This window comes from Trinickia sp. (assembly GCF_057351765.1).
The window spans coordinates 26,780-47,456 of the sequence record NZ_JBMRBK010000024.1; the positions used below are offsets into that span (position 1 = coordinate 26,780).

A 20,677-nucleotide genomic window follows, 5' to 3' on the forward strand; every position below is an offset into this window, starting at 1 on the left:
CAAGTGTCGGTAAGGTCCGCTCTAACGAGCGCTTTTGCCGTTGCGATGTTCGGCGCATTGCCCGTCCAGCACGCCTATGCCGATGTCGCCCCCGACGAGACGATTGCCGTCGAGGGCCTGGTCCATCCCGCGGATATCCTCATCGATAAATGGGGCGTACCGCATATCTTCGCGGACAACGAGCGGGACGCATTCTTTGTACAAGGCTTCAATGCCGCACGCGATCGCTTGTTCCAGATCGATCTCTGGCGCCGCCGCGGACTCGGCCAACTCGCGGAAGTCTTCGGTCCCGCATACGTCGAGCAAGACGAAGCAACGCGCCTTTTCCTCTATCGCGGCGACATGTCCGCTGAATGGAAGCGCTACGGACCCGACGCAAAGCCTGTCGCAACGCGGTTCGCGGCGGGCGTCAACGCGTACATCGCCTGGCTGGCCGCACATCCCGATCGCTTGCCCTATGAGTTTCGCAAAGTCGGCTACTGGCCCGCGAAATGGAACCCCGAAGACATCGTACGCATTCGCAGTCACGGCCTCACACGTAACGTAAAGAGCGAAGTCGCACGCGCAAAGGTCGCCTGCAAGAGCTCGCTCGCCGACGATTCCGTTCGCTTCGGTTTGCAGCCTCCCTGGCAAACGCAAATACCCGAAGGACTCGATCCCTGTCTGCCGGACGACGTCCTGAAGGTCTTTACACTGGCGACGCAGAGCGTGCGCATCACGCAGGAGTCTCTCGAGAGCGCCGATGCGTCCACAACGACTATAGCGGCAGCCGACAATCCGGAAGAAGTCGCCGAAGGCAGCAATAACTGGGTGATGGCACCCAGCAAATCGACAACAGGCCGCGCGATCATGGCCAACGATCCGCATCGCGCCTATGCGGCGCCGAGCCTGCGTTATATCCAACAGATCAGCACGCCGACGCTCGACATCATTGGCGGCGGCGAACCCTCGGCGCCGGGCATTTCGATCGGACACAACGGCTCGATCGCGTATGGCCTCACGATCTTCAACATCGATCAGGAAGACCTATACGTCTACCGGCTAAACCCTGCGAACCTGCACGAATACCGCTACCGAGGCCATTGGGAGCCGATGCATATCGTGCACGAGAAGATCGCCGTGCGGGGGGACGTGCCTGTCGATGCCGAACTGGCGTTCACGCGCCACGGTCCGGTCATCTATACCGAGCGCGCAAAAAATCGAGCATTCGCGGTCCGCACGGCGTGGCTGCAACCGGGCATGTCGCCGTATTTCGATTCGATGCGCTATATGCGCGCCAAGAACTTCGCTCAATTCAAACGCGCTCTCGCGACCTGGGGTGCGCCCACGGTGAACCAGGTGTATGCGGACACGCACGGCCACATCGGCTGGGTGCCGAGCGGACTCGCGCCGAAGCGCCCGAACTGGGACGGCCTCATGCCGGTGCCGGGCGACGGCCGCTACGAATGGGCCGGCTTCTGGCGGCGCGATCAAATGCCTTCTGATTACGACCCGCGCAGCGGTTATTTCACCACCTCCAATGAGATGAACCTGCCCGCCGATTTCCCATACGGCGAGCGCAAACTCGGCTTCGAATGGACCAACGGATCGCGCCATCAGCGCATTGACGAAGTGCTGCGGTCGTTGCCGAAGGTATCGATCGAAGACAGCGAGCGACTGCAGAACGATATCGAATCGATTCCCGCGCGAAGGCTCGTCGCACTGCTGGCGCCGCTGTCGAGCGACGACCCTTCCACGCGCGCCGCGCTGTCCATGCTCAAAGGCTGGGACGCACAAATGCGCGCGGAGTCGGCACAAGCGGCACTGGAAGAAGTATGGCTGAGCCGGCACCTCGGCCGTGCGTTCAAACGGGCCGTGCTGCCGCAATCGGCCGCCGCTGCGTTCGGCCCGCCGGACACGGCTGTGATGCTCGATGCTCTCGAGCATCCGCACGCACGTTTTGGCGAGCACGCGCAGGCCAAGCGCGACGCGCTTCTCCTCGCGAGTCTGCGCGCCGCATATGAGGAGATGGCGCGCCTGCAAGGCTCGAATCCCGACGCATGGCAATGGGGGAAGCTTCAGACAAACCTCAATGAACATCCGTTCGCCGGTCTCGTCGACGATGAGACCCGCGCCAAGCTCGATGTGGGCCCCATCGCAAAAGGCGGCAGCGCGTACACACCCAACCAGTCGACGTATCGCGCGAGCGATTTCCGGCAGACCAACGGTCCGTCGTTTCGGGTGATCGTCGATGTGGGCAACTGGGACAACTCCCGGGCGATGAACCTGCCCGGCGAATCCGGCGATCCCGATAATCCGCATTATCGCGATCTGACTCGAATGTGGCTGAACGGCGAGTACTTTCCGTTGCTCTATACGCGCGCCGCCGTCGAACAAGCGACTGAGAAACGCATTCATCTGCTGCCGGCGACTCGGACACCCTGAGCCCGCCTTGCACATCGGACTGACCGCCCCCCTCGTTCGCGCTTGACAATCTATCTACAGGTAGATAAAGTCCCGCCCATGGAAACGAAATCGACCGTACGAGAGCAGTTGCTGGACCACGCCATCACGCTGATCATGTTGCGCGGGTTCCACGGCTTCAGCTATCGCGATCTGTCCGAACTGGTCGGCGTCAAGACGTCGAGCATCCACTATTACTTTCCGTCGAAGGACGATCTGGTGCTCGAGGCCGTCGCCGAATACAGCCGGAATGTGCTGCGTGCGCTCGATTCGATCGACGCGGCATTGCCGGCCGATGCGAAACTCAGCCGCTATACGAAACTGTTCGGCGGGACGCTTGGCGATGGCAACCAGATTTGTCTATGCGGAATGCTCGCCGCGGACATCGGGTCGTTGCCGGACAACGTTCGTCAGGCGGTGCAGGCGTTCTTCAGGGCGAACGAGGCATGGCTCGCCGATGTCCTCGCGCAAGGCGCGCGGGAAGGCACGCTGGCGTTTAGCGGCAAACCGCAGAACGCGGCCCGTGCGTTGTTCGCGGCCTTTCAGGGCAGCGTGCTCGCCAGCCGGCTCTTCCATACGAAGGCTCGGCTCGAAGACATCGAACTGGTCTGGAAAAAAGTGTCGTGACGTGGGGGGCGCGGTTGCTAGCGCCCTGCCGTTTTAGCCCCAAATCTATCTATGGATAGATAAGCTGCGCTACGCGGCGTGATAGGAGCCCCGGCGGCCGCGGGCATTACCGCCTCCGGTCTCGTGGGTTTCTACCCCCCTGTGCGATGGTGGAGCATCTCGCGAAACAATAGAAACGATGACGTTGTAGTGAAGTCCAAGCCTACCGAGGTTTGTGGTGTGTTCAAGGTGTTGATCAAGCCGTACCGGATGCGATGCGAGGCCGCGAAATATCGGCTCCGCTTGCGATTCTTACCGTTAAAGGAGTATTCATCATGTCGGTTGAAAAAGTTCTCTATCGTGCCCACGCAACGGCAACGGGCGGTCGCGACGGCCGCGCCGTCGTGCCCGAAGGCAATCTCGACCTCAAGCTGACGACCCCGCGCGAGCTCGGCGGCGCGGGCGGAGCCGGCACGAACCCTGAACAGTTGTTCGCGGCCGGCTATAGCGCCTGCTTTCTTGGCGCGATGAAGTTCGTCGCCGCGCGCGATCGGATTGCGATCCCGGCCGATGTATCGATCGAGGGGAGCGTTGGGATCGGCGCGATCCCGAACGGCTTCGGCATCGAAGTGGAATTGAAGATTTCGCTGCCGGGCATGGACCGCGAAGCGGCACGCGCCCTCGTCGACAAGGCCCACATCGTCTGCCCGTACTCGAACGCGACTCGAAACAACATCGACGTCACGCTCACGCTGGTCTGAATGCCCCTTCCCGTCGATCCATAGGCGACGGGCTGCCCCAACGATCGGTTTCCGGGGCGGCCCCGTCGCCTCGACATCCTGAAACCTGCCGACCGAAGGCATTGTTCTTGCGTCACCGCAGCGTGAACGAACTCGATCGGGAGAAACCGATGACAGAGGAAAAGCCAGACAAAGCGTCCGTCCGGAAACCCGGCCCACAACCCGCACAGCCGGCCCCCCATGAACAAAAGACAAGCCGCGAAACCGATCGCTCACGCACCGGCGAAGGCTCGGGCGCGAGCGGTGGCGGAGCGCTCGGAAATCTCCCCGGCGCGCCGGTGACGGGCGGTAGCCCGGAATTCGGTCCCAAGGAGATCCGTCCGCAAAAACCGCCAACCGATCAGCCCGCTCGCGACCGCAAAAACGAGGAGCCCTGACAGCGGCCGGATGCCATCTCACGCGACGTCTGCCGGCCTACGCAGAGACTCACCCAGAAAGTCGACAAACGTCCGCAGCTTGACCGAAAGCTGATTGCGCTCGAGATAGATCGCGTGGATGTTGGCATCCGGCAACGCCCAGTCCGAGAGCAACGGTACGAGTTCCCCGCTCGCGAGGTAGCGCTCGATCTCCCACTGCGATCGCACGACGATGCCCCGCCCTTCGAGCGCCCAATGCAGCACGACGCTACCGTCGTTGCTCGACAATGCGCCATCGACCTTGACCGTTTCGGTACGCTTCGCTCGTGAAAAATGCCACGTGCCATAAGCCGACTCGTTCTCACGCAGCACGATGCACGCGTGTCGCGTCAGATCGTGCGGCACGGCAGGCTCGCCGCACCGCGCCACGTACTCGGGCGATGCACACACCCATCGCCGGTTTTCGAGGAGCAGCCGCGAATTGATCCGCGCATCGGGCACCTCCCCGAACCGGATGCCGAGATCGAACCCCTCGTGCTGCAGATTCATCGGCCGCTCCGTCAGATGCAGCAGGATTTTCATCGCGGGATAACGCGCGACGAACGCCGATACCGCCGGCGCAATCCGCGCCCGCCCAAATCCGAACGATGCGTTCACACGCAACAATCCCGTCGGTTCGCCGCGGCTTTGGGCGACGAGATGTTCCAGTTCCGATAAGTCATCCAGAATGCGCGAACCGCTCGACAGATAGAGTTCACCCTCGGGCGTCAGGCTCAAACGCCGCGTCGTGCGGTTCATCAACCGCACGCCGAGGCGCCGTTCCAGTTGCGCGAGCCGCTTGCTGACCGCAGGCGGCGTGACGCCCAATTCGCGCGCCGCGGCAGCCAAATTCCGATGCCGCGCGACTAGCGCAAACACGTTCAAGTCCGAGAAACCGTCCATCTCTCACCCCTCTGCCCCAATTCGTTCCTAAAAGTTACGGCCGAAATAAATTCCTGGAAACCCAATCGCGTCATTCATCAATTAGACTCGAATCACCCTGAGGAGACAACCATGTTCGAAGGCTTCACGAAGGTATCGACGACCGTCGATGGCATACGCATCAACGCCATCCAGGGCGGACGCGGGCCGTCCCTCCTACTGTTGCACGGGCATCCGCAAACGCATGCGATCTGGCACAAAGTGGCACCGGCGCTGGCCGAACATTTCACGGTGATCGCCGCCGACTTGCGCGGGTACGGCGACAGCGGCAAGCCGCCGGGCGCAGCCGATCATGCCAACTACGCGAAGCGCCGCATGGCGCTCGATCAAATCGAACTGATGCGCGGCCTCGGCCATGAGACGTTTGCGGTAATGGGCCACGATCGCGGCGGGCGCGTCGCCGTGCGCATGGCGCTCGACCATCCCGAAGCGGTCACGCGCCTCGTGACGCTCGATGTCGCTCCGACGCTGGCGATGTACGAAAAGACCTCGTTCGACTTCGCGCGTGCCTATTGGCACTGGTTCATGCTCGTGCGCCCCGCGCCGTTCCCGGAAACACTGATGCGCGCGGACCCCGACCTCTATCTCAAGCAGACCATCGGTGCGCGCAGCGCCGGCCTCGCGCCGTTCACGGTAGCGGCTTACGCGGAATATCTGCGGTGCCTCTCCGATCCCGATACCGCGCACGGCATCTGCGAGGACTACCGCGCGAGCGTCACGATCGATCTCGAACACGATCGCGCGACGCTCGCTTCCCGGCAGCGAATCGCTTGCCCGTTCCTGGCGTTGTGGGGCGCGCAAGGTGTCATCGAACAATGCTTCGATCCGCTCGCCGAGTGGCGGCCCTATGCCCCAGGCGTGCACGGCGAAGCGCTGCCTTGCGGCCACTACATCCCCGAGGAAGCGCCCGAGCTCCTGCTCGAACGCGTGCTGCCTTTTCTCAACGAGTGAGGTCATGTCCGAACGAACCCTTTACGACAAGCTCGTCGATTCGCACACGGTGCTGCATATCGACGAGCACAACGTGCTGCTGTACGCCGACCTTCATCTGATGAACGAGTACACCAGTCCGCAAGCGTTCAGCGCGCTTGAAGCACGCGGCCGCCCGGTGCGCCGTCCGCGACAGCAACTGGCCGTCGTGAGCCATATCATTCCTACTCATGCCGAGTCGCCGCGCGTGATTCGCGATGCGGCATCGCTCATGCAGGCGACGAACCTCGCGCGCAACTGCGAGCGAGCCGGCATCCAGCTCCTGGCGGCGAACGATCCGCTACAAGGGATCGAACACATCGTCGCGCCGGAACTCGGGCTGATTCGTCCGGGCATGGTCGTGCTGTGCGGCGACAGCCATACCACCACGTACGGGGCGCTCGGCGCATTGGGCTTTGGCATCGGCACATCGGAAGTCGAGCAGGTGCTCGCGACGCAAACGCTCGTGTATCGGCTGGCGCGGACCATGCGAATCACGATCGAGGGCGCACTGCCGTACGGCACGTCGTCGAAGGACCTCATCCTCTGGGTCATCAGCAAGATCGGCGCGCAAGGGGCACGCGGATATGCCGTCGAATTCACCGGCTCGACGATCGAATCGCTGTCTGCCGAGGCACGCATGACCTTGTGCAACATGACGGTCGAAGCCGGTGCGCGCGCCGCGCTCATTGCGCCCGACGCGACCACCTTCGAATACGTGCGTGCCCACGCGCCTTCATTCGACGAATCGGCTTGGCGAGATGCGCTCGAAGACTGGCGCGCCCTGCATTCCGACGCCGGCGCGCGCTTCGACGTCGAACACCATTTCGACGCGCGGCACATCGCCCCATTCGTCACCTGGGGCACGAGCCCCGACCAGGCCGTCGCCATCGATGAGCCGATTCCCGACGAAGGTGCACAAACGACACCGGAAGCTGCGGCGTCGCTGCGCCGCGCGCTCGCATACATGGACCTCGCACCGAATCGACCGATGGCCGGCACGCCCATCGATCGCGTATTCGTTGGTTCTTGCACCAACGGGCGCATCGAAGACTTGCGCACGGTGGCTGCCATCGTACGGGGCAAGCGCGTCGCGCCGGGTGTGCGCGCGATGGTCGTGCCGGGTTCGGGCAGCGTTCGCCGGGCAGCCGAACGGGAAGGCATCGCAAAGACGCTGGTCGATGCGGGCTTCGAATGGCGCGAGCCGGGCTGCTCGATGTGCCTCGCGATGAACGACGACGTGCTCGGTGCCTCCGAGCGCTGTGCGTCCACCACCAACCGCAATTTCGAAGGCCGCCAGGGACGCGGCGGCCGCACGCATCTGATGAGTCCCGCGATGGCCGCAGCGGCCGCCATCACTGGCCGCATCACCGATGTCCGCACGCTCGAGGCCCCCACACCATGACCCGGCTCACGACTATTCAAGGCAGCGCCCTTCCGTTGCCCATCGACAATCTCGACACCGACCAGATCATGCCGAAGCAGTTCCTGCGCGTCATCGATAAAGCAGGTCTCGCCGACGGTCTGTTGTACGACCTGCGCTTCGACGAGTCGGGTGAGCCTCGCGCGGAGTGTGTGCTCAATCAGCGCGCTTATGCGAGCGCGCGCATCCTGATCGGCGGCGCCAACTTCGGCTGCGGATCGAGCCGCGAGCACGCGGTATGGGGTCTGCAGCAATACGGATTCCAGGCCGTGATCGCGCCGAGCTTCGCAGAGATCTTCTATTCGAACGCAATGAACAACCGCCTGCTGCTCGTACCGCTCGCGCGTGACGCAATCGACGCGCTGACGCGCTCGGCGATCGAATCGCCCGGCGCATCGCTCTCGATCGATCTCGATCAACAGACGGTGAGTTCCGCGTCGGGCGAACGCTATGCGTATACGATCTGCGCGCGCCACAAGCGCATGGTCATCGAAGGCATGGACACCGTGGACCTGACGCTCGACTCACTCGCCGCAATCGAAGCCTTCGAACAGTCGCATTTTGTCCGACATCCCTGGGCGCGCGTGATGTAAGCGCCCATCCGTTGCACGCGGTAACCGCTTGCCTGCTCGAGCCATGCCGATTCCCTTCCGACAGAAGAAGGGACGGCTATCCCTTTGCCTCTAGAAAGGAGGAGACACATGAAACGCAAACCGTTATACAAGATTCTCTATGTTCAAGTGCTGGCGGCCATTGTCGCCGGCGTCCTGCTCGGCCATTTCGCGCCGCAAGCCGCGGTCGCGCTCAAGCCGCTCGGCGATCTGTTCATCAAGCTCGTGCGGATGATCATCGGGCCGGTGATTTTCTGCACGGTCGTGACCGGTATCGCGGGCATGCAGGACATGAAGAAGGTCGGGCGCGTCGGCGGCAAGGCGTTGCTCTATTTCGAGCTCGCGTCCACGCTCGCGCTCGCGATCGGTTTGCTCGCCGCGCATGTGCTCGCGCCCGGCAATGGGTTCAATGTCGATCCGTCGACGCTCGATGCGCACGCCGTTTCGAGCTACGCGGCGCAAGCCGCCCACGGCGACGGCTTGGCCGGATTCATTGCACACGTCATTCCCGATACGTTTGTCGGCGCCCTCGTGCATGGCGACATCCTCCCCGTGCTGCTGATCGCGATGCTGTTCGGCACAGCATTGACGCTGACAGGCAAGCCCGCCGAGCCCGTCACGCATTTGATCGAGGCATCGTCCAAAGCGTTCTTTCGCATCGTCGGCATGGTCACGAGTCTCGCGCCGATCGGTGCCTTCGGCGCCATCGCCTTCACGATCGGCCGTTACGGCATCGTCTCGCTGCTGCCGATGTTCAAGTTGATCGGTGCCTTCTATCTCACCGCGTTCCTGTTCGTCGCCGTGGTGCTCGGCATGGTCGCGCGCGTCGCTGGATTCAATCTGTGGCGCTTCCTGGCCTATATTCGCGACGAACTGCTGATCGTCCTCGGCACATCGACGTCCGAAGCGGCGTTGCCGCAATTGATGGAAAAACTCGAACGTCTCGGTTGCCCACGCGGCGTCGTGGGGCTGGTGGTGCCCACCGGTTATTCGTTCAATCTCGACGGCACGAACATCTACATGACGCTCGCGGTGCTGTTTCTCGCACAGGCGACCAACATCCATTTGACGTTCGCGCAGGAAATCGTGCTGCTGCTCGTCACGATGCTGACCTCGAAGGGCGCGGCGAGCGTTGCGGGCGCGGGCTTCATCACGCTCGCCGCAAGCTTGTCCGTTGTGCCGACCGTTCCCGTCAGTGCAATGGTGCTGATTCTCGGTATCGATCGCTTCATGTCCGAATGCAGGGCGCTCACGAACATCATAGGCAACGGCGTGGCAGCGATCGTCGTATCGGCGTGGGAAGGCGAGCTCGATCGGACGAAGCTCGCGGCAACGTTGGGAGACGACGCGCGGACCGGGCGCGGTGCGTCTATCGCGAATCGCGAAGCATCTCAATGAATGGCAACTCTTATATAAGACATAAGACATTTGACGTTGGAGTGGGTTATGACTAAAATCGCGTTCGATGCAGTGTCCCCGAACCGCTGCCGAACGCCTGACAAGCCTTCCCCTTAAATGCCATCTCAGCAGGTCCCCCATGCTTGAAGATCTTCGTGCTCACGTGGCCGCACGCGCCGCGCTCGGTATTCCTCCCCTGCCGCTGACGGCTCAGCAGACCGCCGAGCTGGTGGAATTGCTGGCGAATCCGCCTGCCGGTGAAGAGCAAACCCTGCTCGAGTTGATCACCCACCGTGTGCCCGCCGGCGTGGACGAAGCCGCGCGTGTCAAGGCGGGCTTCCTGGCTGCGGTGGCGAAAGGCCAGACCGCCTGTGCGCTGATCTCTCGCGAGCGCGCCACCGAACTGCTGGGCACGATGCTGGGCGGCTACAACATCCAGCCGCTGATCGAACTGCTGTCCGACACCGAAGTGGGCGCCGTGGCCGCCGGTGCACTGAAAAAAACGCTACTCATGTTCGACCAGTTCCACGACGTGAGGGAGCTGGCCGAACAGGGCAATGCCAACGCCCGGGCCGTCATGCAGAGCTGGGCCGATGCCGAATGGTTCACGAGCCGTCCGGAAGTGCCGCAAAGCCTGACTGTCACCGTCTTCAAAGTTACGGGCGAAACCAACACCGACGACCTGTCGCCGGCCCCGGACGCCACCACCCGTCCGGACATCCCGATGCACGCGCTCGCGATGCTGAAGAACGCCCGTCCCGGCATCACCCCGGAAGAAGATGGCAAGCGTGGCCCGGTCAAGTTCATCGAGTCGCTGAAGGAAAAGGGCCATTTGGTTGCGTACGTGGGTGACGTCGTCGGCACCGGCTCGTCGCGCAAGTCGGCCACCAACTCGGTGTTGTGGTTCACGGGCGAAGACATTCCGTTCGTTCCGAACAAGCGCTTCGGCGGCGTATGCCTGGGCGGCAAAATCGCCCCGATCTTCTACAACACGATGGAAGACGCGGGCGCGCTGCCGATCGAGCTCGACGTGTCGAAGATGGAAATGGGCGATGTGATCGAACTTCGCCCATACGACGGCAAGGCCCTGAAAAACGGCGAAGTGATCGCTGAGTTTCGGGTGAAGTCCGACGTGCTGTTCGATGAAGTGCGCGCCGGCGGCCGCATTCCCCTCATCATCGGCCGCGGACTGACTGCCAAGGCGCGTGAAGCGCTGGGTCTGCCCCCGTCGACGCTGTTCCGCCTGCCGCAGCAGCCGGCCGCTAGCAAAAATGGCTTCTCGCTGGCTCAGAAGATGGTCGGCCGCGCCTGCGGTCTGCCGGAAGGCCAGGGTGTCCGTCCGGGCACGTACTGCGAACCGAAGATGACCTCCGTCGGCTCGCAGGACACGACAGGCCCGATGACCCGCGACGAACTCAAGGATCTGGCGTGTCTGGGCTTTTCGGCCGATCTCGTCATGCAGTCGTTCTGCCACACCGCCGCCTATCCGAAGCCGGTGGACGTGAAGACTCACCAGACGTTGCCGAACTTCATCAGCACGCGCGGCGGCATCGCGCTACGCCCGGGCGACGGCGTGATCCACTCGTGGCTCAACCGCATGCTGCTGCCCGACACGGTGGGCACCGGCGGCGATTCGCACACCCGCTTCCCGATCGGCATCAGCTTCCCGGCGGGTTCGGGTCTGGTCGCTTTCGCGGCTGCCACCGGCACGATGCCGCTGGACATGCCGGAATCGGTGCTGGTGCGCTTCAAGGGCAAGATGCAGCCGGGTGTGACGCTGCGTGATCTCGTCAACGCCATTCCGCTGTATGCCATCAAGCAAGGCCTGCTGACGGTGGCCAAACAAGGCAAGAAGAACATTTTCTCTGGCCGCATTCTCGAAATCGAAGGTCTGCCCGATCTGAAGGTCGAGCAAGCCTTCGAATTGTCGGATGCTTCCGCCGAGCGCTCTGCCGCCGGTTGCACGGTCCACTTGAATAAAGAGCCGATCATCGAGTACCTCAACAGCAACGTCACGCTGCTGAAGTGGATGATCGCCCAAGGCTACCAGGACCCGCGCAGCCTGCAGCGGCGCGTCGCGGCGATGGAACAGTGGCTGGCCGATCCGCAACTGTTGTCTCCCGATGCCGACGCCGATTACGCGGCTGTCATCGAAATCGACTTGGCCGACATCCACGAGCCGATCGTGGCCTGCCCGAACGATCCGGACGATGTGAAGACACTGTCCGATGTGGCGGGCGCCAAGATCGACGAGGTGTTCATCGGCTCGTGCATGACCAACATCGGCCACTTCCGAGCAGCATCGAAGCTGCTCGAGGGCAAACGCGACATCCCGGTCAAGCTGTGGGTGGCCCCGCCGACCAAAATGGACCAGAAGCAGCTGACCGAGGAAGGCCACTACGGCGTCTTCGGCACAGCCGGCGCGCGTACCGAAATGCCCGGCTGCTCGCTGTGCATGGGCAACCAGGCACAGGTGCGCGAAGGCGCGACTGTCATGTCGACTTCCACCCGTAACTTCCCGAACCGCCTGGGCAAGAATACGAACGTGTACCTCGGCTCGGCGGAACTCGCGGCGATCTGCTCGCGCCTGGGCAAAATTCCGAGCCGGGACGAGTATATGGCCGACATGAGCGTGCTCAACGCCGACGGCGACAAGATCTATCAATACATGAACTTCGACCAAATCGAAGATTTCAAGGAAGTCGCCGATACCGTGAAGATGTAACGCGCGCTTTAGGCTACGGCGCGGTATCTGCGTCCGTGGCGCCGCGCGATGGCGCCGCAGGCTGAACGCCTGCGGCGCCATTTTCGTTTGGTGCGGCGCGCCCGGCGAACGAAAGGGGTGGGGGTCTGGAAATGGCGCCGCGCGCCAACTACTCCGGCGTAGAATTGGCAATTTCAGTTGCGTGATGTCAATCTCCAGCAGCGCCAAAGCGCGAGCGCCGCTGTCGGAACGCCTTCGCGGCGCGCGTTTGCGATGACTTCCCGCACCCGCATTCCCGTATATCCGCGCAGACGAAGCCGGAGAGTTCGATGAACGGCGATACCAGGAAGGTCCGATCCGGCTGGATTTACCGTTCCGAGTCCAACGACGGAATAGAACGCATCGAAGCGTTTTTTCGTGGCAACGCGTACTCAATGCATCGGCACGACACGTACGCAATCGGCGTGACCCTCGCCGGCGTCCAATGTTTCCATTATCGGCGCAGCTTGCGCAGCAGCCTGCCGGGACAGACGATGGTCCTGCATCCCGACGAAGCGCACGACGGTCAAGCCGGCACGAACGAGGGATTTCGTTACCGGATGCTGTACGTCCAGCCGGCGGCGATTCAGGAAGTGCTCGGAGGCCAGTCTTTACCGTTCATCGAAGGCGGCGTAACGACCGATCCGCGCTTGTTCGAAGCGACGAAGGCAGCCCTGCGCCAGATGCACCCCGATGCGGAGCCGCTCGAACGCGACGATGCGCTCGCCGGTCTCGCGCTGGCCCTGGATAGCGCATCCGGCGCGCGCTCGATCCGCCCGTCCGCGGATTTCGCGGCGGCGCGGCGCGCGCGAGAATATCTGGATGCATCGTGCACCCGCACCGTTACGCTCGATGAGCTTGCCGCAGTCAGCGGACAGGATCGATGGAGCCTCTCGCGCGATTTCAGAGCCTTTTACGGCACGAGTCCCTATCGCTATCTCGTCATGCGCCGGCTCGAAGCGGCGCGCGCGATGATGACATGCGGCGTTTCCCTCGTGGATACTGCAGCCGCGACCGGCTTCGCCGACCAGAGCCATATGACGCGACATTTTCGCAGCGCATACGGAATCCCTCCCGCACGTTGGCTCGCGATGATGGGCGGTCCGCGCGACGGCTAGCGCAGGCGTGCACAATCGTTCAAGACAATCGCCGGTAGCAGGCTTAAGCTTCGTTCCAGACATCACTGGAACGGAGCAATCATGCACGACGATTCTCAGCTCGCGCCCGAGCAGCGCGGCCAATACACGCCGATCAATCTCCTCGACAAGATTCGTCAGCTCGACGGTCACTGGCAGCCACGCGTCGTTGCCGAGATGAACGACTATCAGTTCAAGGTCGTGAAGATAGTCGGCGATTTCGTCTGGCACCGGCATGCCGACACCGACGAAACGTTTATCGTTCTCGACGGTCACTTGCGCATCGACTTTCGCGATCGCTCGATCGAGTTGCATCCCGGCGAAATGGCGGTCGTTCCGAAGGGAGTCGAGCACAAGCCGTATGCCGAATCCGAAGTGAAGTTGCTGCTGATCGAACCGCGCGGCGTCGTCAACACGGGCGATACGACCAACGAAAGGACGGCCGAAAACGACGTATGGATTTGAGCGGCGCCATGCGAATGCCGGTGCCCGTCGTCCGCGAAGCCGTTTTTCCCGCTGATACGCGCAGCCTCGTCGCGGTGATCCGCGAGTATGTCCGCTGGCTGGACATGGACTTGTCGTACCGCGGATTCGATGCCGAGATGGACGCGTTCGAACACATGTATACGCTGCCCTCCGGCATGTTCTTCGTCGCGGACGCCGGCGGCGAACTCGCCGGTTGCGCCGGGCTGCTTCGTTGTACGGCACAGACTGCGGAAATCAAGCGACTCTATGTTCGCGAAACATTCCGCGGGTTATCGCTCGGCGAAACGCTGGTTACGTGCGTGATCCGGAAAGCGAAGGCATTGGGATTCTCGACGCTGGTTCTGGACTCGGTTCCGCAAACCCGTTTCGCACAGCGCATTTACGAGCGATTGGGCTTCGTCGATACGGCGCCGTACTACGAAAATCCGGTCGAAGGCACCCGGTTTCTTGCGCTCGATCTCTGATGGCGGCGCGGCCGATGTGTCACTCGCATCGGCAATTTTCAGTCGATCTCCAACGCGCTCGTCAATGGATTGGCCAATCAATTTTTCACAACCGCTCGAGCCGGCGAGCACGATATATTGCTGCACTATGCTGCCTCCAGCCAATCACGGAGCCAACGATGATCCGAGTGCCGTGCATACGAAAGCTTCACCCCGATGAAGTCATTGCCTATGTAGACCCGCTGGCGGAACTGCTGATCGACTGCGTCGAGGGCGGTGCATCCGTAAGCTTCATGTTGCCGATTTCCAGGAAGACGGCGGTGGACTTCTGGAGGCAAGTCGCCGAAGGTGTAGTACGCCGGGAGCGGATACTCCTCATTGCGCAGGACGAGGATGGTCGTGTCGTCGGCACTGTGCAATTGATCACTGCCTTGCCCGAGAACCAGCCTCACCGCGCAGACGTCGCAAAGATGCTGGTTCACCGTGGCGCAAGGCGCCGAGGCATCGCGGCTCGCTTGATGGCTGCGGTCGATGACGCCGCGCGAGAGGCCGGCAAATCGGTTCTCGTACTCGATACAGTCACGGGCGGCGATGCGGAAAGACTTTACGAACGCGCAGGCTGGCAGCGAGTCGGTCATGTCCCGAACTACGCGCTCATGCCCGATGGCAGGTACTGCGGAACGACTTTCTTCCACAAGCAATTGCCCTGAATGGGCCGCTATTCCAGCCCGACAGGCATGTCTCGGATCGGTTTTGGAGGAAGCTACAGCGGCAACCGCTGACGCAAGGCTACACAGCGTCGAATGGCGCAAGCCTGACATTCGGTCTTAGAAACAGGCGAACGCGCCGCGAGGACGACGTTCCCTCGTTAGCATCTAGCGATTCGCAGACCTCCACTTGGCCTATACCGCGCTATGCAGGCGGACGACGGCCGGCAGCCGTGCCGCAACGGCATCTGCACAGATAGTCCGGTAGGGAGGTGATTGATAAAGTTATGATCGGGTGATAACATCCATGCAAACGAACGCGCGCGATCCCGGCCTTGACACGCTGCTTTACCTCGATGGAGAAACGCTTGTCGTGGATTCCGGCGGCACGTGTTGGGTTAAGTTCGCGGTGAGGCCGTGCGCCGTGACGGCTGAACGCCCTCAGGGGCTTAGGTATTCGCTGACGCTCCATGACGAGGCAGGCTCTCGTCTCTTGGGCTTTGATAACGCGCACCCCATCCGCGAGGGCTCAGGACCGGGAGCGCGTACGCGCATCGAATATGACCACAAGCATCATGGCCCCCAGGTTCGTTTCTATTCCTACGAGGACGCCGGGAAGTTGCTGGCGGATTTCTGGGTCGAAGTTGAAGCGATTCTCGCGAGAAGGAGCAGTCAGCATGAGTAGAGCCAACGTCCTGAAGGTCGGGATTGCGTCATTGGAGCAATACAAAGCTCGGACGATGGCAATCGCCCGAGGCGACTATGTGCCCAACCCGGATGAGCCCAAAGTCTGGTTCCAGTCGCTCGAAACGCTGGCGCAGGTGCTTTCCGACAGAAACCGCTCGTTGCTTGCGTTGATCGCCGAGACGAAGCCCGCGTCACTGAGCGAACTCGCGGAGCGCTCGGGCCGTGCAAAATCCAATCTATCACGGACGCTTCGGACAATGGAGCGATACGGCCTCGTTCGTTTCGAAGAAGGCGAGGGTCGAGAAGTGGCGCCGCGCGTCAACTACTCGGGCGTGGAGCTGGAAATGTCGTTCGCATGATGTCGGTGGCAACTGCATGAACGTCGAGACGCGGATTGCCGTGGACCTCATCGTCATTTCAACGCCGAAGGACATATGAAAGTCATACGCGCTAGTTGAGCGCGACGAACCGCTATACCAACCACTTCCGCAACGCCTCCCACGCCCTGAACTTCTGCGCATAAGGCAGAGCCGCATACGCCGGACTGCTCGACGGCAGCTTTATAAGATCCAGCGACACTCGACTCTCGGCCAACGCCTGCATGCCGATCTTCGCCGCCGTCCCGCCGTTAAACGCGACCGCGACAAGATTCGGCAACGCAGCTACAAGCGCCGCAAGGTCGTTCGTGGCGTGATCGTGAATGCGGCTATCCAGACTGCTGAGCTTGCCCCGAAAAGCGATTCCCTTACTGAGCGTTTAAACTCAAGCAAGGAGAGTCAAGAAGATGAGCAAGACGACGCGGGCGCGCTACACGCTCGAATTCAAGCTGGAAGCGGTTCGGCTGGTCAAAGCCGGTCAGAGCGTTGCGGCGGTGGCCACGACATTGGACGTGCCGGCACAGTCGATTTCCCACTGGTAGAGGGCTGAGCAGGAAGGCAAGCTTGGCGGGGCCGGCACGAAGCCGGTGAGCGCGGAGCAAATGGAGTTGTCGAGACTTCGCGCCGAAGTGGCGCGCCTGAAGATGGAGCGCGACATCCTAAAAAAGGCCTGTGCGTACTTCGCGAAGGACTCGACGTGAAGTACGCCCTTCATCGAACGCAATCGCCATCACTGGCCGATTTCGGTGTGATGCGAAGTGCTCGATGTGAGCCCCAGCAGCTTTCATCAGCGGCGGCAACGTGTCGCTCAGAACAAGCCGAACCGAGGCCGCATGAGCAACAACGCACTGCTGGCGCACATCAAGGCGATTCACGCGGAGGTCAAGGGCGAGTACGGTTGGCCGCGCATGTGGAAAGAGCTGGTTGCGCGCGGCGTACGCGTGAGCAAAGAGCGAGTTCGCAAGCTGATGGCGCAGCACGGTATCCGCGCACGGCACAAGCGCAAGTTCATCGCGACGACGAACTCGAACCACAACCTGCCGGTCGCGCCAAACCTGTTGGAGCGCAACTTCACGGCGACAGCGCCGAATCAGGTCTGGACGAGCGACATCACGTATGTGGCGACGGCCGAAGGCTGGCTGTACCCCACGCCCTACACGTCTTGGCGTAAGGCACGCCGCATATGCTGGGCCACGAATTCCAAAAACGTCATGCATCGATGAGGCAGCATCACCGACTTTTCCTCCATCGTTGCGATGGTCAATGGCGTCGGCGCTGGACTTCCAACGGATGCATGGCGAGAATCTCAGCCCAGTCTTGGCCGCCGTATGTGATGCCTGCGAACGTAACCGTCGACGCCAAGTCATCCACGGCGTATGCGAGGATGGTCTCGCCTTCGATGTTCCACGTTCGAAGCCCGGCCATTAGGTCACCCTGACTGGTGCCACGATTCGGAAATGTGGCGAACTTTTCGCACGTATCGAACACTTGGGACCTGTAGCGATCGATTGAAGCATCGGAGCGATCATGGTCGGCCATGTAGAACTCTATGTTCTGAAGCATTTCGTAGAACGACTGCAAGTACTGAACTTTATACTTCCTCACCCAGTGGATCCCGATTTATTCCCACGATGTTTGCGGCGATCATGATTCAGCTTTTCCTCGATCTGCTCCCTGGTCATCGCAGTTCCCGGGTTGGCTTTGTATTGGAGGTAGGCAGGGACCACATTCTCGGCTAGCCATTGCCGAACAGCCTTGTCCCGCTCCTTCAGCAGCCGAAGCCCGTCTCTGATCACCTCGCTGTCGCTGTTGTAGTCACCGCCTGCGGTTTGCTCGCGGACGAAGTCGAGCAGTTCAGGCGTCAATGTAATCGTCAACCGTTCGCTAGCCATGGTTAGCCCCTATCCGTTGCAGTATGACACTATCATACACCGGTAGGACCGGCCCCATGGGTGGGATCAGTGCTCGATGAATGTTGCCCCGAGCTGTCCGCGCCGGGGGGACAGCGCCACCCTATCACCGTATACATCTCAAAACCAGGAGCAAAGGAATCCCACGGACCCAGGTCGACGAGCAGGATTTCAGAATCACTGGTTTGGAATTTTGGAGAGGCGCGCCTCTGGATGTATCAGGACGTATTCGGGCGAGTACACTCCCGAACTGCGCAGAGAACCGTCTTTCGGCGGCCAGCGACTAACGATCGCCAGACCAGGCGCTTGTTACTCGCCTCTGTACCGACTGTCTAAAGTATTCCCCGATACCGTCGTTAACGTCGAATAACCAAGAGGGGCGGTACCCCGGTTTGAATCGAAATACAAGGCAGAGCTATGAAAATTCGACATTTGAGTGTCTACCTGATCGCTGCAGTCGGCCTTGCTGGATGTGCAAGTCCGTATGTTCCACCGACATCGGGGGCCACGGCACAGCTCACTTTCAAGAAATATAAGGATTCGACTACCGGCATTCAAATCTACGACCAGGCCGAAACATGCGCTTCGCGACATAACATCGCGCTGCTTCGTTCCGATTTGGAGAAGAGCATTGTCGTGAAAGCTGATGCCCCGCTATCCATTACGATGAGCGTAGATAAAGCAGTCATCCCGTTGCCGGTTGGCTTCGTCGTTCGAGGATGCAACCCAACCGTGACGTTCGTTCCCGAAAACGGCGTTTCCTATACGGCCGAATTGATAACAGAACACGACATGTGCTCAATCAGGATTGAGCAGCTTAGCTCCATCCAGACGACCAGCGATGTACCGAAAAGCGCCGTTAGAAACAGGAAGTGGAAGCGCGGCTTCGACGAAGGTTCATCGTTTTGTGACTGAATCGGCAGGGAACCCGCCTGCGCAAACGCCAGCCACGATTTCCGAATCCCCGGTTCGGAAATCGGCAGCGCCAGCGTGACGCGAGATAGCGATGGCGGTACGCTCCCATACATTGCAAAATTGTCTCCGCGCTGAGGAGACAATTCAATTCGAACGAAGCTACCCCAACAACCACTTCCGCAACGCCTCCCACGCCCTTAATTTCTCGGCATAAGGCACCGCGGCGTACGCTGGGCTACTCGAAGGCAGCTTGACGAGATCGAGCGACATACGCGTTTCCACCAACGCTTGCATCCCGATCTTCGCGGCCGTGCCGCCATTGAAAGCAACAGCCGCAAGATTCGGCAGCCCAGCCAAATCATTCGTCGCATGATCGCGAATGCGGCTATCGAGACTCCCCTCGCGTTTTGCCTTCGCAATCACGTCCCACAGCCCCACGCGATGATCGAGCAGCGCTTGCAGCCGCGCCTCGTACTCCATGCCCGGCAGCGCCACGCCAATCACGTCCCCCATCAAATGCCAAAACCGATTGTGGTTTTGGTCAATTTGACATCCGCTCAGCCCGGGCCATTGAACCGCATTCAGCCGACGGCAGCCTCAGCCGCTTCCTGGTCCACCGGCGGCGTGTGAGTCAGCCGAATTTGCTCGATCATCCTCGTCAACACGTCGAAGGCCGTTTCGGGCGTGGCCTGCGTTGGGGTTGGCTTGTTCGGGTTTTGATGAGCGATCCAATCACGATATTGTTTGATCTGCTTCACCTGTCCGACTAGATCGGCTTCGACTTCGCCCTTGAAGAGGTCGAGAATTTCGCCAAATCTCCAGTATTCGACCTCACTCCCGAATTTCTCCGCCAGCTTGGCCGAGTACTGCTGCGGGTATCCCTCGGCAAGCAGACGGTTCGCTGTCTGTAGATGCTCGATGACAAATCGCTCGAACGTTGCAAACAGCGCCAAGATGGCGAGGTCAGCAGCCTGTTTTGCCGCGTCTTGAAGTACCGTGTTTGCTTCCTCCTCAGTGGCTCCGATGAACTGAGTGCGACGGATAAGCTCCTCGTGCTGGACTTGAATAGTGCGTGTAGCGACCTTGAAGCAATCGCTCGCTACAGAGAACGCCTTATAGACTGGAGCGAGCGGGTTGTCAGAATTCATAATCGGAGACGTCCGTAAGCAAGTCGAGGAACAGAGTTTCTTCGACGCGTTTCGCTCGTCGGACTGTCGCCTCAATCCAGTACCAACCGTCTCCGTCAACGCCAGGAAGCATCGGCATCGATGATGAGCGTGTGGCTTTCCCCGCTACAACGGTTTGTTCAGAAATCACCGGACCTTTGCCAACATAGAAAAGGAACGCATGCCTCGTCACTCGGCCAACTAGGTCGATTCTTCCTTGCGCGCCAATAATCCTAGATCCAACCGGCATGATCTTCGCGACTGGCATACCGTCCGTCGAAATCGCGAGGGTTGGCACATCATATTCGGCCATTCGCTCTTCCCTGAGCGTCACGACACCTCTTTCGACGGCCAGACCATGCCTTTCACACCATCCCCTCGCTTCTATCAGGAAAGTCTCAACGCGTTGCACATACTCTTCGGGGGAGAAGAGCAAGGGTTCCTGTTTGGGCTCGGTCACTGTTGATCCTGTATATCGTCACAATGCGCGCACGGTGGCTTTTCGGCACCTGTTGCGCCGC

General features: G+C 61.0%; 21 protein-coding genes and 2 pseudogenes. 16 read left to right on the top strand and 7 right to left on the bottom strand.

Features of this window, described 5'->3' with window-relative positions; translation table 11 throughout:
- Positions 1–45 precede the first annotated feature (45 nt).
- The 3 genes from ACO1XS_RS06055 to ACO1XS_RS06065 all read left to right on the top strand — a co-directional run bounded on the left by ACO1XS_RS06055 (position 46) and on the right by ACO1XS_RS06065 (position 3,809).
- Positions 46–2,424, top strand: a complete 2,379-nt coding sequence (locus ACO1XS_RS06055; RefSeq protein WP_486390279.1) for a penicillin acylase family protein — start codon at positions 46–48, stop codon at positions 2,422–2,424.
- 78 nt (positions 2,425–2,502) lie between these two features.
- A complete protein-coding gene (locus ACO1XS_RS06060; protein WP_331571830.1) occupies positions 2,503–3,069 on the top strand; it encodes a TetR/AcrR family transcriptional regulator in 567 nt (188 codons plus the stop codon).
- Between the two features lie 314 nt (positions 3,070–3,383).
- Positions 3,384–3,809 (top strand): organic hydroperoxide resistance protein, encoded by a 426-nt coding sequence (locus ACO1XS_RS06065; protein WP_331571832.1) that lies wholly within the window; start codon positions 3,384–3,386, stop codon positions 3,807–3,809.
- Positions 3,810–4,243: 434 nt separating this feature from the next.
- On the opposite strand, the gene ACO1XS_RS06070 is transcribed toward ACO1XS_RS06065, so the two are convergent.
- A complete protein-coding gene (locus tag ACO1XS_RS06070; protein ID WP_331571836.1) occupies positions 4,244–5,146 on the bottom strand; it encodes a LysR family transcriptional regulator in 903 nt (300 codons plus the stop codon).
- Between the two features lie 111 nt (positions 5,147–5,257).
- Between ACO1XS_RS06070 and ACO1XS_RS06075 the strand changes: the two genes are divergently transcribed.
- From ACO1XS_RS06075 to ACO1XS_RS06125, 11 genes are all read left to right on the top strand, one after another.
- On the top strand, positions 5,258–6,136 hold the full coding sequence (locus ACO1XS_RS06075) for an alpha/beta fold hydrolase (RefSeq protein WP_331571838.1): 879 nt from the start codon (positions 5,258–5,260) through the stop codon (positions 6,134–6,136).
- A 4-nt stretch (positions 6,137–6,140) separates the two neighbouring features.
- Entirely contained in the window at positions 6,141–7,559 is a 1,419-nt protein-coding gene (gene leuC, locus ACO1XS_RS06080) for a 3-isopropylmalate dehydratase large subunit (protein ID WP_486390225.1), read from the top strand.
- The gene (leuD, locus tag ACO1XS_RS06085) at positions 7,556–8,170 is read left to right on the top strand and encodes a 3-isopropylmalate dehydratase small subunit (protein ID WP_331571842.1); all 615 of its coding nucleotides are present in this window, start codon (positions 7,556–7,558) and stop codon (positions 8,168–8,170) included. Before leuC ends, leuD begins: the two co-directional genes overlap by 4 nt.
- 108 nt (positions 8,171–8,278) lie before the next feature.
- The gene (locus tag ACO1XS_RS06090; protein ID WP_486390226.1) at positions 8,279–9,586 is read left to right on the top strand and encodes a dicarboxylate/amino acid:cation symporter; all 1,308 of its coding nucleotides are present in this window, start codon (positions 8,279–8,281) and stop codon (positions 9,584–9,586) included.
- Between the two features lie 139 nt (positions 9,587–9,725).
- Positions 9,726–12,311 carry a bifunctional aconitate hydratase 2/2-methylisocitrate dehydratase gene (gene acnB / locus ACO1XS_RS06095; RefSeq protein ID WP_331571846.1) on the top strand — a complete coding sequence of 862 codons (2,586 nt, stop codon included), beginning with the start codon at positions 9,726–9,728 and terminating at the stop codon, positions 12,309–12,311.
- A gap of 308 nt (positions 12,312–12,619) precedes the next feature.
- Complete coding sequence (locus ACO1XS_RS06100) at positions 12,620–13,447, top strand: AraC family transcriptional regulator (RefSeq protein WP_486390227.1); 828 nt, start codon at positions 12,620–12,622, stop codon at positions 13,445–13,447.
- Between the two features lie 81 nt (positions 13,448–13,528).
- Positions 13,529–13,930, top strand: a complete 402-nt coding sequence (locus tag ACO1XS_RS06105; protein WP_486390228.1) for a cupin domain-containing protein — start codon at positions 13,529–13,531, stop codon at positions 13,928–13,930.
- Positions 13,931–13,938: 8 nt separating this feature from the next.
- Positions 13,939–14,415 carry a GNAT family N-acetyltransferase gene (locus ACO1XS_RS06110; protein WP_331571870.1) on the top strand — a complete coding sequence of 159 codons (477 nt, stop codon included), beginning with the start codon at positions 13,939–13,941 and terminating at the stop codon, positions 14,413–14,415.
- 158 nt (positions 14,416–14,573) lie between these two features.
- Positions 14,574–15,104 carry a GNAT family N-acetyltransferase gene (locus tag ACO1XS_RS06115; protein ID WP_331571852.1) on the top strand — a complete coding sequence of 177 codons (531 nt, stop codon included), beginning with the start codon at positions 14,574–14,576 and terminating at the stop codon, positions 15,102–15,104.
- 304 nt (positions 15,105–15,408) lie between these two features.
- A complete protein-coding gene (locus tag ACO1XS_RS06120; RefSeq protein ID WP_331571854.1) occupies positions 15,409–15,786 on the top strand; it encodes a toxin-antitoxin system TumE family protein in 378 nt (125 codons plus the stop codon).
- Positions 15,779–16,147: an HVO_A0114 family putative DNA-binding protein gene (locus ACO1XS_RS06125; protein ID WP_331571856.1), complete on the top strand. Its 369-nt coding sequence runs from the start codon at positions 15,779–15,781 to the stop codon at positions 16,145–16,147. The genes ACO1XS_RS06120 and ACO1XS_RS06125 overlap by 8 nt, the downstream gene beginning before the upstream one ends.
- Positions 16,148–16,259: 112 nt before the next feature.
- Here ACO1XS_RS06125 and ACO1XS_RS06130 read toward each other — a convergent pair.
- Positions 16,260–16,508, bottom strand: a pseudogene (locus tag ACO1XS_RS06130) (DNA-deoxyinosine glycosylase); the annotation flags it as partial.
- A gap of 64 nt (positions 16,509–16,572) precedes the next feature.
- Between ACO1XS_RS06130 and ACO1XS_RS06135 the strand changes: the two are divergent.
- Positions 16,573–17,310 (top strand): annotated as a pseudogene (locus ACO1XS_RS06135) (IS3 family transposase); the annotation flags it as partial.
- A gap of 115 nt (positions 17,311–17,425) precedes the next feature.
- Here the strand turns inward: ACO1XS_RS06135 and ACO1XS_RS06140 are convergent.
- Positions 17,426–17,704 carry a hypothetical protein gene (locus ACO1XS_RS06140; RefSeq protein ID WP_486390229.1) on the bottom strand — a complete coding sequence of 93 codons (279 nt, stop codon included), beginning with the start codon at positions 17,702–17,704 and terminating at the stop codon, positions 17,426–17,428.
- Between the two features lie 62 nt (positions 17,705–17,766).
- Positions 17,767–18,057, bottom strand: a complete 291-nt coding sequence (locus tag ACO1XS_RS06145; protein WP_486390230.1) for a type II toxin-antitoxin system ParD family antitoxin — start codon at positions 18,055–18,057, stop codon at positions 17,767–17,769.
- A 435-nt stretch (positions 18,058–18,492) separates the two neighbouring features.
- Here ACO1XS_RS06145 and ACO1XS_RS06150 point away from each other — a divergent pair, with 435 nt between their 5' ends.
- Entirely contained in the window at positions 18,493–18,990 is a 498-nt protein-coding gene (locus tag ACO1XS_RS06150; protein ID WP_440563870.1) for a hypothetical protein, read from the top strand.
- Between the two features lie 159 nt (positions 18,991–19,149).
- On the opposite strand, the gene ACO1XS_RS06155 is transcribed toward ACO1XS_RS06150, so the two are convergent.
- The 3 genes from ACO1XS_RS06155 to ACO1XS_RS06165 are packed head-to-tail and all read right to left on the bottom strand — an operon-like array spanning position 19,150 to position 20,616.
- A complete protein-coding gene (locus ACO1XS_RS06155; protein WP_486390280.1) occupies positions 19,150–19,575 on the bottom strand; it encodes a DNA-deoxyinosine glycosylase in 426 nt (141 codons plus the stop codon).
- Complete coding sequence (locus ACO1XS_RS06160) at positions 19,572–20,138, bottom strand: hypothetical protein (RefSeq protein WP_486390231.1); 567 nt, start codon at positions 20,136–20,138, stop codon at positions 19,572–19,574. Before ACO1XS_RS06160 ends, ACO1XS_RS06155 begins: the two co-directional genes overlap by 4 nt.
- Positions 20,128–20,616 (bottom strand): hypothetical protein, encoded by a 489-nt coding sequence (locus ACO1XS_RS06165; RefSeq protein ID WP_486390232.1) that lies wholly within the window; start codon positions 20,614–20,616, stop codon positions 20,128–20,130. Before ACO1XS_RS06165 ends, ACO1XS_RS06160 begins: the two co-directional genes overlap by 11 nt.
- Between the last annotated feature and the right edge of the window lie 61 nt (positions 20,617–20,677).